Annotated in this window: 9 protein-coding genes; all 9 read right to left on the reverse strand. The window is 56.8% G+C overall.

Annotation, left to right across the window (positions count from 1 at the left end; translation table 11 throughout):
• Positions 1-35 precede the first annotated feature (35 nt).
• The 9 genes from Q363_RS37210 to Q363_RS32785 all read right to left on the reverse strand — a co-directional run bounded on the left by Q363_RS37210 (position 36) and on the right by Q363_RS32785 (position 12,070).
• Positions 36-1,643 (reverse strand): PAS domain-containing sensor histidine kinase, encoded by a 1,608-nt coding sequence (locus Q363_RS37210; RefSeq protein ID WP_051979656.1) that lies wholly within the window; start codon positions 1,641-1,643, stop codon positions 36-38.
• 56 nt (positions 1,644-1,699) lie between these two features.
• Positions 1,700-2,743, reverse strand: coding sequence for an NADH-quinone oxidoreductase subunit B family protein (locus Q363_RS32755; protein WP_035359007.1), 1,044 nt, complete (start codon positions 2,741-2,743; stop codon positions 1,700-1,702).
• Positions 2,744-2,894: 151 nt separating this feature from the next.
• Positions 2,895-2,996: a DUF6893 family small protein gene (locus tag Q363_RS47350; RefSeq protein WP_425387825.1), complete on the reverse strand. Its 102-nt coding sequence runs from the start codon at positions 2,994-2,996 to the stop codon at positions 2,895-2,897.
• Between the two features lie 335 nt (positions 2,997-3,331).
• Complete coding sequence (locus Q363_RS32760; RefSeq protein WP_169747232.1) at positions 3,332-4,762, reverse strand: OprO/OprP family phosphate-selective porin; 1,431 nt, start codon at positions 4,760-4,762, stop codon at positions 3,332-3,334.
• Between the two features lie 25 nt (positions 4,763-4,787).
• Complete coding sequence (locus Q363_RS32765) at positions 4,788-5,858, reverse strand: type II asparaginase (protein ID WP_035359008.1); 1,071 nt, start codon at positions 5,856-5,858, stop codon at positions 4,788-4,790.
• 51 nt (positions 5,859-5,909) lie between these two features.
• Entirely contained in the window at positions 5,910-7,409 is a 1,500-nt protein-coding gene (locus Q363_RS32770; RefSeq protein WP_245632630.1) for an aspartate ammonia-lyase, read from the reverse strand.
• A gap of 209 nt (positions 7,410-7,618) precedes the next feature.
• A complete protein-coding gene (locus Q363_RS32775) occupies positions 7,619-9,328 on the reverse strand; it encodes an aspartate-alanine antiporter-like transporter (protein ID WP_084080999.1) in 1,710 nt (569 codons plus the stop codon).
• Positions 9,329-9,786: 458 nt separating this feature from the next.
• Positions 9,787-10,614: a DUF4159 domain-containing protein gene (locus Q363_RS32780; protein ID WP_035359010.1), complete on the reverse strand. Its 828-nt coding sequence runs from the start codon at positions 10,612-10,614 to the stop codon at positions 9,787-9,789.
• 25 nt (positions 10,615-10,639) lie between these two features.
• Positions 10,640-12,070, reverse strand: a complete 1,431-nt coding sequence (locus tag Q363_RS32785) for a multicopper oxidase family protein (protein WP_035359011.1) — start codon at positions 12,068-12,070, stop codon at positions 10,640-10,642.
• Positions 12,071-12,073: the final 3 nt, after the last annotated feature.

Genomic DNA, 12,073 nt, shown 5'->3' on the forward strand with positions numbered 1-12,073 from the left:
AATGCGGATTCGTCGACTCACCAGCCCGCACGCTACTATTCCTCCTTCACAGGAAAGATGCAGGTCACAACTGTTCCGCAGGCCGCGTATCGCCGCACATCCAGCGTCCCGCCGATCATGCCGGCCCGGTACTTCATAATGTGAAGCCCCATTCCTTGTGAACTCGCAGCGCCTTCCACGATGCCTCTCCCGTCGTCCCGGATCGTCAACGTGCCGCGGCCCTGCTCCGCAGCCAGCTGAATCGTAATGTTCTGCGCCGCACCATGCTTGATCGCGTTATTCACCGCCTCCTGCGCAATGCGATAAAGATGCGTACCCATCGAGTCATCCCCGATCAGCACAGGCCGTTCGCACTGAAACCGGCAGGATACACCAAACAAATCCTCGACTTCAGCTGCCCAAAGCTGCAACGCCGACATCAAACCTTGCGAATCGGAGACCACTGGAAGCAGACCCCGCGCCAGCTCGCGGCTCTTATGAATCGCTTCGTTCACCAGCTTTACGATCTTCGCCGCCTCCTCCGCCTCCGCTCTATTCTTCTCCACCAGCTTCGCCTCGTGCACCTTGGCCATAAACGCGATCCCCGTCAGATGCTGGCCGAGCCCATCATGTAGATCCTGCCCAATCCGCCGTTGCTCTCGCGCGCTGATATCCAGAATCGCCTTCTCCAGTTGCTTCCGTTCCGTGATGTCGATGCCCGTCGCAATAATGTAGTTCGAAGTGTCTCCACTGCCCGGCAGCAGCTTGCTCGTCCACGCGATCAGCCGCTGATGGCCATGCCGTGTCATCCAGCAGCTCTGGTACTCCTGCGGAAGAAGGCCCGTACGCATCACTTCGAAGGTCTGCCTGAAGCGCTGAGCCTCTTCTCCCGCCAGAAACAGATCCCAAAGGCATCGACCCTGAACCTCTTTCATCGAATATCCCGTCGTAACCTCGCACGCCGGATTGAATCGTAGGATGCGCCCCTCTGTATCCAACACCACCACCAGTGCTCCCACCGTGTCGAGAATCGCTGAGACGAAGTTGCGCTCCTCCTGCAACTCCTCCTCGATCCGCTTCAGATCCGAGATATCGAAGGCCACCCCATGAATGAACCACGGCCTGCCGTCGTCCCTTCGCATCATCTTCGCGTCGCAGTGAAACCAGATCACGCGTCCATCGCGAGCAATCACCCGATACGCCGAGCGCAGCGGCTTCCCAGAGAGAAACATCTCCGCCGCCTCCAGGCTCCACCGTTGCTTGTCATCGGGGTGAATGTGCTGGTACCACCGCACCGGGTCCTCCAGCCACTCCTCGCGCGAGTACCCGAGTACTGCCTCGATCTGCGGGCTCACATAGGCCTCGCTGATCCCGCGGTCGAGATAAGCCATAAACACAACCGCCGGTATCTGCTCCAGCAACGCGCGATACTTCGCCTCAAGGTTCGGCGCGCGCCCATCCCCGTCCACGGAAAACTCCTTCAGCACACGACCCCGCCCCGTAGCGGGATCGGAAAAGATACTCGCCAGCCCCAGCAGCACCGACTCTGCTTCAGCAAGATCCGGCAACCCCTCACCCGCCGCTTTGCACGGCTCTGCGTTGCGCGGCTCCGGCCCGCTGCTTCTGTTTCGCCGCCCCTGCCTTGTTTGAACCAACGAGGACATCGCCTGCTCCAGCCGTCCTGTTTCTTTGACCGGGTCTCCCCCATCACCGCGTTGTCTCAAGCGTCGCCACGCGTCTCCGCAGAGTTGCGCCGATTCCTCCAGCTTGGCTCCTTATTCAGCGACGCCTGCGTAAACCGCCGCAGCGCCTGGATCGCGCGCCCATACGTCTGGACCGCCGCCGACGACAAAAGTGAGCCCGGAGGCTGATCCATGAACGGCATAAACTTGTCCGGAAATCCCGGCATGGTGCATCCAATGCAGATGCCGCCAACGTTCGGGCATCCGCCAATTCCCCCCATCCAGCCGCGCTTGCCCACGTTGCACTGCACCACCGGCCCCCAGCATCCGAGCTTCACAATGCACAGCGGCGAACCATACTCCTCGGCAAATTGCGCCTGCTCGTAGTACCCCCCGCGGTCGCACCCTTCATGCAGCGTGCTGCCGAACAGCCACGCCGGACGCAGAGCATCATCCAGAGGAATCATCGGCGCCCGCCCCGCCGCCATGTTCAGCAGATACAACAGCGTCTCCATAAAATTATCCGGCTGCACCGGACACCCCGGTACGCAAACAATAGGAATGCCCGCCTTCGAGCGCCATCCCCAGCCCAGGTAGTCCGGCAACCCCATGCATCCCGTCGGATTCCCCTCCATTGCATGAATCCCGCCATACGTCGCACAGGTTCCCGCCGCAATCACCGCCCACGCCTTCGGTGCCAGCCGGTCAATCCATTCGCACGTCGTAATCGGCTGCCCCGTCGTCCGGTCCGTGCCCATCGACGCCCAGTAGCCCTCATCCTTGTTGCCCTCATCCGGCACAGAACCTTCCAACACGAGCATGAAAGGCTGCAACTTCCCCTCCGCCGCCAGATGGAAGGCCTTCACAAACTCTTCCCCATTCTCTAGGGCGAGAAACGGATTATGAAATCGCACCTTCGGAATCCACGGCAGCGCTCCCATAACAATGTCCTCGATGCTCGGCTGCATCGCGGCCGTCATCGCGATCGTGTCCCCATCGCAGCCCAGTCCCGCGGTGATCCACAGAACATCGATCTCAGCGATAGGTTGCGATCTGTCTTCTGCGCGACGAGGAGGTCCCATAACCTGGATGGCGTCCTTTCAGTGCCGAGGCACTGTCGCATCGAAATCACGCGTCTATCTTCCGCCCCAAGCGCAATTCACGCAATACCGGGCAGACCCTCACCGGATCATCCTCAGATCGTCGAAGCCGCTCCTCTGGCAGAGTCACCACTTACATCGAACGCATCCTGAGATAGCGGCGAATATCCGGCGCCATCGCAACCAGCAGGGAGATCATGCCAAACGAAGCCATCGCCATAATTACTCTCTTCATCCCATACACCTCATAGCTCGATAGATTCCGAATAAAAGGAAGCCCCGTTGTATTCGAGAAAATCTCAGACATTCTGAGGGGACAGCAACCTTTGCACAACGCGTCCCGAAGAGCGGAATACTACACGCTCATCGGCAACACAGACAATTCGCTGACTTGGAGAGCGAGACTTCCGGCCGGAGCATCGTGGGGTGCCAGGTTGTTCTGAATCGACTTTTTTCGTCAGGTTTCGGCCCAATCTCAGAACTGAAATTTGGAACCGAGTCTGAAAGAACTGGATGTTGCCTTTCGGCTTACCGGGTAGAACTCACTGTGCCTCGAGGTTCACGAGATTTTTAAAACTGTAATTGAATACGGGTCTGGAAGAACTGCGTGTTGCCTTTGAGATTGAATCGGTCAAGGCGTCCATAGCCATAGGCCATCTCCAGCCGCACATTTTCGGAAAGGTACCAGTTGACCATCGGTGTGACTCTCCCGAACGTGCCTCCATGCACATTGCCGCCGTTAAGATCGGTATAGGAGTATCGGAGCACTAATTCCCAGGCCCCTGGTCCTCCGCTGAACACGGTCCTCAACGGATCTATGTCCTTGAAATAACCACCGACGGTGTTGTAGGGGCGCGTCTCCCCGGTTACCAACCACGTCGCAACCACGTCGCCTCCATGAAACATAGGATCGCCTGCTGACTTGGAGGCGACATTCTGGAAGTAGTACTCGCTACCCAGGAGCAAAGACCTTCTACGGTAGTAGACCTCATATCCCTGACTGTGTGAGCTGCTTGCGGGGAATGAGCCCGTATCGATGAAATATGGCGCGATAAATGCTTCGGGCCGTGATCTGAGTCTGAGTTGCCCATCTACAGGCTTGCCATAGCGGAAGTTAGAGCCAATGTGAAACAGCGTGCCCTCCTCCTCTGAATGCACCGGAAGCCACGCAAGTCGTACGACCTCCTGGCTGGAATACGAGGAAAACGACTGTCCCTTAGACGCGACATCGTTGAAGTAGCCGATGTTCCACAGAAAGCCATGCTTTTTAGAATAACCAAGCCACTTGATACCGTCGGCCAGCAGCGGGATGCTCGCGTCGCTCATCGTGAATCTCTCCATCGTCCAGCCGTCATAGCCGACCATGACCTTGTTGAGAGAGAACCCCTCTTTTTGACGCCCAATGAAGAAATAGCTCAAGATCTTCGGAACTCCGAACATGACACCTGTTTGCCGCAGAAACCAGGAGTGAGTGGGGGCGTCGTACATGACCCCTGCGCACCAGGTTGTGGGCAGCTCGATACTGGGGAGTTTTCCACCCATAATGAAACGAAAATCACGGAGCTTCCCGTCGGGGGAGAGTTTTATCTGTTCTTTGCTCTCCTGGTCCTGAGCGAACGCCGCGTAATCAACTAGAAAGCCGGCGCCGACCCGGATGGTGAAGTGTGGCCCGTGATACTCATTCCAATGCACAAGTTCTCGCCGCCGCAGTAGAGGCTCGGCTGCCTCGAGTTGGTTCTCGAGATTGGGCGGGGGACCCTGGGTTTGCGCTGGAGTGGGGTTCTGAGCCGTGGTCTGCGCTGGAGTAGTGGTCTGCGCTGGAGTAGTGGGAGGAGGCGCCTGGGTCGAACTCTGAGCTGTGTCTTGAGCCGGCTCCTCCGTTGAATCGAGTGCCGGCGCAGGACGTGGACCGTCGGAGGATTGAGCGTGGGAGGGCTGCGGTCCAGCCATGACAGCGATCGCAAACTGTGTCAGCAAAAGCGCCCTTATGATGACACTCATAAACATCGCCCTGACGTTCTTCCACTTAGTACGTAGTGAAGATCTGTTGAATCTCCGAGGCCGGACGCGGCTTCAGCAGCACTAGCGACAGAAGGATGCGCGACTTCTGTGGATTCAGTTCATCCGAGGCGACAAAGCCAAGTTCGTCATCATTCAACTCCACGTTGCGGCCAACAAGTCCTGTGGGCACTCGGCTGCTTCGAACTACGACGACACCCTTCTTCACCGCCCGCGCAGCGGCGTCCACGGAAACTTTATTCATGTTTCCGTTGCCGACGCCGGCGATAACAATGCCTTTGGCGCCATTCGCGGCGCTGGCGTCAATCAGATCTGGAGACATATCCACATCGGCAAAGATAATGTCGACGCGGGGAAGCTTAGTGACTTGAGCGACGTCGAACTCGCTAGCCGTCGTGTGCTTCCATGGTGGAGTGTTATAGAAATCGCTCTTACCGTAAGAGACGACACCGACCAGTCCGCGCAAGGGGGACAAGAAGGTTTGAACGTCGGTGGTACTGGTCTTCGTCAATGAGTGTGCTGCGTGAATATGATCATTCATGATCACAAGGACTCCGCGACCTTTGGCCCTGGGATCACCGGCCACGGCCACAGCGTTATACAGATTGAGCGGACCGTCAGCACTGACAGCCGTCGACGGTCTCATGGAGCCCACCAGGACAACCGGTTTGTCGCTCTTCACGACCAGATTGAGAAAGTAGGCCGTCTCTTCCATGGTGTCTGTGCCGTGAGTGATCACGATGCCGTCGACATCATTGGTCGGCAGAAGTTCATTGATGCGTTTGGCGACCTTCAACATGATGTCGAATGACATATCCTGCGATCCGACGTTTGCGATCTGCTCACCTTTGATGTTGGCGAGGTCCTTGATCCCCGGAACGGCATTCACCATCGCATCAATCGTGACGGCTCCAGAGGTGTAAGCGGATTGCGTGCCGGTGGCGGCGGCACCTGCAATCGTGCCACCGGTTGCGAGGATGACGATGTTCGGCTTCTTACCCTGGGTCACAGCCTGCTGGCAAGGAACGATGATGACCACAATAAGGAACAACGCCCAGTGTCTGTAGGATCGCTTCATAACCACTCCCTCCGAAGCGCACGGCGGCGCAAATGCTCTTCTAATCCAGAACTAGTTCGGTTTGTACTTGGATTTATCCAGATTGGTCAGCTTGGCCGGGTCCAGCAGCTCTTTGATCTGAGCGTCGGTAAGGATGTGCTTCTCCCGAATGATCTCGATAATGCCTTTGCCACTCGAGTAGGCCTCTTGTGCCAGTTCAGTCGCCTTGTCGTAGCCCAGAACAGGATTGAGCGCAGTGACGATGCCCACCGTCGTCTCCATGTAGTGCTCCAACTGTTTCTCGTTCAGCGTGATGCCGTCAACGCACTTCGTGCGGAAAAGGATTGAGGTATTGAAGAGCAGGCTTTGCGATTCAATGACCGCAAGACCTTCGACCGGTTCGTACGCGTTGAGCTGCAACTGTCCGCTGTGAGCGGCCAGCGTTACGACAAAATCATTGCCCATCACGCGAAACGCGACCAGGTTCATCACCTCGGGAACGACCGGATTCACCTTTCCGGGCATGATCGAAGAGCCCGGCTGCAACGCCGGTAAGTTAATCTCGAACAATCCTGCGCGCGGTCCCGATGTCAACAGAATCAGGTCACTCGAGATCTTTGAAAGCTTGATAGCAAGGCTCTTCAGCGCAGAGGAGTAGATGACGAACCCTTGCTGGTCCCAGGTAGCGGCCAACATGTCAGGCGCGGGTACGATCGGCTTGTTGAGAAGCTTCGACAGATGCTCCGCAAACTTCTGATCGTAGCCTTTCGGGACATTGATGCCCGTACCAATCGCAGTCGCCCCCATATTCTCCGTGTACAAAGCCTTCTCGGAATCCCGCAGCAACTGAATCTCATTGTCTAGTGATGACGCGTAGGCGTAAAATTCCTGTCCCACCGTCATGGGCACGGCATCCTGCAGTTCAGTGCGGCCCATCTTGACGATCTCGATGTACGCATTTCCCTTCGCGCGAAATGACGCCGAAAGCTTCTGCAGCTCTTCAATCAGCTTGCCGTTTCGCAGAATGAACGCCACCTTGATTGCTGTAGGGTACGAATCGTTGGTGGACTGGGACATATTCAGGTCATCGTGCGGCTCAAGAAACTGGTACTCGCCCTTTTTGTGACCTGACAGCTCCAGACCGATGTTGGCGAGCACCTCGTTCGCATTCATATTCGTCGAGGTGCCGGCGCCTCCCTGGTACCAATCCACCTGAAATTGGTCATGATATTTTCCGGCGAGCACAGCATTGCATGCCTTCTCGATCGCATCCAGCCTCTCCTTTTTCATAGCCCCCACGTCATAATTTGCTTGCGCCGCCGCCAGCTTCACCAGAGCCCACGCTTCAACGAAGCCCGGGTAGTGATTGATTGCCACGCCTGAGAGCTGAAAATTCTCGAGAGCTCTTTGGGTTTGCACGCCATAATAAGCGTCGGCTGGAACCTGTTTTTCTCCCAGAAGGTCCTTCTCTGTCCGCGTCTTGCCTGCAGTCGATGGCGTTGTCTGCTGGGCCCACAGCAAATTGCTCATGCTGGACACAGCAAACGCAACTACAGCGGAAACCTTTAGCATTTGTAAAAGGGACGCTCGCATACGCCTCCTGTTCGACCCACTCATCTGTTAACGCAAGCTCACCAATAGCTCCGTTCCGGAGCGCGACCATCGCGTTATTGGACTATCCGGCCCTGACTTTGCAAGAACACTTCTACCGGGTAGGGCAGATCAAAACAACTAGTGAAATCCCTAGTTCGCCCAGAAAGACTGAGATAGAGGCTAGATCGCTAGCTCCTATGCACCAGGAGCACAATGATCGAACCCCACAGCGCGAATAACACCTTGCCGACTGCATAGCTTACGCCATAGCCGAGAACCGGCACGCGACTTTCGGCTTTCTCCAGAAGGGCCGCTAAAGCAGGAGAGGACGTAGAACTTCCTGCACAGATGCCGAGCAGGATGCCTGGATGCAATCGGAAGAGAAAACGACCGGTGAAGATCGTGATGATGAATGGAACCGCGCATGACAGGACGCCAGCAATGAGAAGTACCACACCGGTTGTGCGGACTCCGTGTACAAAGCCCGGGCCAGCGTTGATCCCAATTGAGGCGACGAATGCTGCCAGGCCAAGCGAATCCAATAACCACACTACTGGTTCGGGTACTCTGCCGAAGACAGGCCGTAGCGACTGCACCCACCCCATAACAAGCGCAGCCAGGAGAACCCCGACAGGGAGGCCGAATCCAAGGCTGACTTTTCCCACATGCAATGCAGGTAAACCGATCAGTCCTCCGATCACGATGATCAGACAAAGCGGCGCGAGATCAGTCACATTGGACGCGCGCTGGACGGAACCGAGGCGCTCCGCCACGCGGTCGACGTGTCGCCGGGCACCGATCAGCGTCAAAACATCGCCACGTTCGAGTACAACCCCCTCTCCAAGGGGCAGTTCTTCTCCCCCGCGCGTTACCTTGCGAATGAAGACTCCCCTGGTGGGAACTTCCTTCTCCAGAACGGCAACAATCTCGGCAAAGGTCCGATGCTGCAGATCCTTCCGCTCCAGCACGTGATCCAGTGCTATCGCCGGAACATCCAATAATGCGGGCTCGTCGATCTCGTAACGCTGCAACGGATTGCTGGAACTTCCGAGTACCTTCTGGCGTCCCGATAAAACGATACGATCCCCCGCCTCAAGTCGAAGATGGGGGTTGGCATCTATTATCTCCCCCTCTTTCTTCACCCTTTCTACGAACACGCGTTCAGGCGAGAAAGCGTGCTCCAATTCGGCGACGACCTCACCATGCATGCTCTCCGGGAGCTTGTAGGCCCGCATAACAAACTGCTTGTAGGCGGAAACCACTCCGGGCTCCTCCGTCTTCATGCCCAACTCCTGCTCCAACTTTTGGCATTCGGCGCGAAGGTCGATCCCTAGCATCCAAGGACCCATTCGAATGAGGACTACAAATGTTGTAAACAGCCCGACCAGGTAGGTAACCGCAAAAGCCACGGTCATGTCTTCGGTAAAGGCGTGACGCAAATCATCGCCAATCGCCAGCTTTCCGATCGCATCATTCGCCGTTCCCATCGTCTCTGATGAATGGCCACTTCCAGCGAGGAGCCCCGCTGCCGTTCCAGCATCGAATCCAAGGACACGCGCTACCGCATATACCGTCAACAATCCGGTTCCAGCAAACAGGATGGCAAGGACCACCTGGGGAAGCGCATTTCGGCGCAGGCCTCGGAAGAACTGAGGCCCTGCTTTATAACCGGCAGAGAATAGAAACAAAAGAAAGAAGGCGCTGCTGAGCGCAGTTGGGATCGTGATGCCAAGCTGCCCAACTGCAACGCCCGCCAGGAGGCATCCGACGACCGGTCCTAACTGGAAAGACCCTATCCGAACCCGCCCGAGGAAATAACCGGCAGCCAACGCGAGAAAGAGGGCCAATTCAGAATGGCTTTGCAGAGCAACTCGTATCCATTCGATCGCCCTTGTCATTTTCGACTGGCTCCTCTTCTCCCTTTAGCGGAAGAGATGATTCGACCCCCCTTGGCGGCCAAACTGTACCTAGATCTCCGGAACACTTCTATCGCGAAGAATGGGTGTAGACAACTAGTGAAATCCCTTATTTCATGAATAAGCAAAGTGGAGCCGCCATGCGGCGATACCGGGCCATGGATATCAACTTCGCCCCTGCCCATCCGGCTTTTTGCACGCATCGCTCAGAGATACTTTGGGATAGACCCCCTAAAACAGATATTCCATTGGTAGGGAAAATGGCGGCGGCAGTTAGTCGAGTGAGAAACCTCCTCGACAGTAGCCACCAGGACATAGTTGCCATCCGTTCAGCAGTGCGATTGCTCGGGACCACACTCCTTTATCCTTCTCATACCTGCAACGTCGCCTAAACCTGTCACACGGAAGTGTGACGGGAGGAAAGAGGGACGACCTTGCAATCAATGGGTCATCGCGTAGATGACATAGTTCACGCCGATCTTTGTTCCGAGTACGGAGAACTTTGTGGGATAGCTCGGATCATCGAGAAACTCCCAGGAATCACCGATATCGGAGTTTAGGGAGAGTGCGACCATCACTCTTCCTTTGTCGTCATAAATGCCCTTCCAATGGGCAACGTACCCGTCTTTTTTGTGTCCAGTGGCCAAATGCGCAGCGCCTGGAATCTGGAAGCGATCGTCGAGATCGAAGAAGGTGTGAAAGATGGGGTCGTCGTTCGGTATGTCTACGAGATCACGCTCGGGGAAGACCATCTTCATCGTCTTCTCAAAGTACGCCTGTTCCTGGGATCCGTGGCAGTCGTCCGCCATGAAGAAGCCGCCGCGTAGCAGGTAGTCGCGCAGTTTCTCCGCCTGTTTTTCTGTTAGTCCCCACTCCCCTACCTGCACCGCATAGAGCCAGGGCCAGTTATAGATTTCGTCTCCATCGTCGAGGCTTACCGACTGTTCCACGGACCTGGCATCAACGTTCGTGAGACGCCTGACGGCGTTCGCCATCGCCCGGTCAGCACGTGGATAGTCCTGCGTCCACAGAGAAAGTCCCTCCTGCCAGGGACCGTCGAAGCGTCCGCGGTACCCGTCCAGGGGGCCCGGAGGAAACATCAGGCGGGCAAAGGTCCACTCGCTTGAACGGTTCCAGTCCAGAGGGAGCGGCATGTGCTCGCCATATTCGACGGAAGGGTACTCGCGGAAGCGCTGCTGCGCGAAGACCCCACCGGCCACTACACCAGCCACGGCAACGCACCATAGCGCTCTTCGCAGATGCTTCATTGCGAGACCTCATGGAGAGCATCGATCAAGCGTAACGAAACAGGGCTTTAAACCCGTAGTCCATGTGCTGCTGCAGATGGCAATGAAACAGCGAGAGGCCGGGTTGGTCGGCTGTAAAGTCGACCACGGCGCGACCAAAGTAAGGAACGACGACCGTGTCTTTGATGATGCCAGCTGTCTTCTTTCCATTGATCTCTATCAGTTCCCAAAGATGACGATGAAGGTGCATTGGATGGGCATCGTCGGTACGATTGCGCATGACCAGACGATATCGAACTCCTTTTTCTAAGACGAATTCACGCTCGTGAGGATAAGGTTTGCCGTTTACCAGCCAGGTGTTGAACTTACCCGACCCGCCGGGAATCTTCTCGAAGATCATCTCAATCGTCTTGGCCGGTGGTGGAGAGGTCGAGACGGCGTTTCCAAAGATCGTGTAATCCCAGGAGCGGCGGGGAGGATCAATCCACTGAGGCTGGCGGTGCTGACCGGCGTACTCGACAACGAGGCCAAGTCCCGATTCACGGACTATCTTTTCGGTCCCCCCGAGTATCCAGACACCGGGGTTAGTCATCTCGACGATGACGTCGGCGCGTTCGCCTGCACCGAGAAAGACAGAGTCGACTGACTGCGGCTTTGGCACGGGGTTGCCGTCGAGTGCAATCACATTCATCTTGTGGCCAGCGAGCGCCACACGCCGATTCTCGATAGCGCTGGCGTTTAGAAGATGGAGGAGCAACCGCTGGCCTTCGCGGACGCGAATCGGTTCTCCCGACCCCAGAATCTTGTCGTTGATGGAGTAGGTCATCGAGGCAACTTCGAGGCCGTTTGGGTCGGTGTTGACGGTTAATGGCTGTTCGAAGATCGGATCGTTGTGCGTATCGTCGTCGTCATCTTCCATCGTGCTGGTAAAGAACGGTTCCCAATCTCGTAGAGCCAGGAAGTGTTCCTGATCGTACTTCCCTCCGTCGTTTGGGCCTTCGACGTAGACGAATCCGAACTGACCCGTGAACGAGCCGCGGTGAAGATCGTCCATGGCCATCGCGTGCGAATGATACCACCGGCTGCCCGCGGGACCGGGGGTGAGTTGGATGATCTGCCGGCCGTGCGGCGGAACGAAAGGCGATCCCTCTTCTTGGGTGCCGTCCACCTCGGGCGGAATGAGCATCCCGTGCCAGTGCACCAGTTCCGGTGTGTCCGTGTCGTTGATTATGTCGACGGTTACGGGCTTCCCCTCGCGCATTTTCAACACCGGTCCGGGCGCCATGCCGTTGTAACCAATGGTGGAGATGATGCGGGAGCGGTCCAGTTCAACCGTGACTGGTGAGATGCGGAGGGTGTAATCGGCTTTTGCGGCCGCAGGAGGCACCGGTGCGGTTTGTCCGAGCAGGGCGACCCGCGAAGCTCCGGCATGGGCCACCCCGAGTGCTCCGAGCTTGAGGAGATCGCGTCGCTTCATGAA

It is taken from the genome of Edaphobacter aggregans DSM 19364, assembly GCF_000745965.1.
In the GTDB taxonomy this organism is placed as follows: Bacteria; Acidobacteriota; Terriglobia; order Terriglobales; family Acidobacteriaceae; genus Edaphobacter; species Edaphobacter aggregans.

Coding starts and splice junctions, on each gene's coding strand:
- Q363_RS32780 (WP_035359010.1), bottom strand. CDS start 10,614: ATGAAGCATCTGCGAAGAGCGCTATGGTGCGTTGCCGTGGCTGGTGTA.
- Q363_RS32770 (WP_245632630.1), bottom strand. CDS start 7,409: ATGCTAAAGGTTTCCGCTGTAGTTGCGTTTGCTGTGTCCAGCATGAGC.
- Q363_RS32775 (WP_084080999.1), bottom strand. CDS start 9,328: ATGACAAGGGCGATCGAATGGATACGAGTTGCTCTGCAAAGCCATTCT.
- Q363_RS32755 (WP_035359007.1), bottom strand. CDS start 2,743: ATGGGACCTCCTCGTCGCGCAGAAGACAGATCGCAACCTATCGCTGAG.
- Q363_RS32765 (WP_035359008.1), bottom strand. CDS start 5,858: ATGAAGCGATCCTACAGACACTGGGCGTTGTTCCTTATTGTGGTCATC.
- Q363_RS47350 (WP_425387825.1), bottom strand. CDS start 2,996: ATGAAGAGAGTAATTATGGCGATGGCTTCGTTTGGCATGATCTCCCTG.
- Q363_RS32760 (WP_169747232.1), bottom strand. CDS start 4,762: ATGAGTGTCATCATAAGGGCGCTTTTGCTGACACAGTTTGCGATCGCT.
- Q363_RS32785 (WP_035359011.1), bottom strand. CDS start 12,070: ATGAAGCGACGCGATCTCCTCAAGCTCGGAGCACTCGGGGTGGCCCAT.
- Q363_RS37210 (WP_051979656.1), bottom strand. CDS start 1,643: ATGTCCTCGTTGGTTCAAACAAGGCAGGGGCGGCGAAACAGAAGCAGC.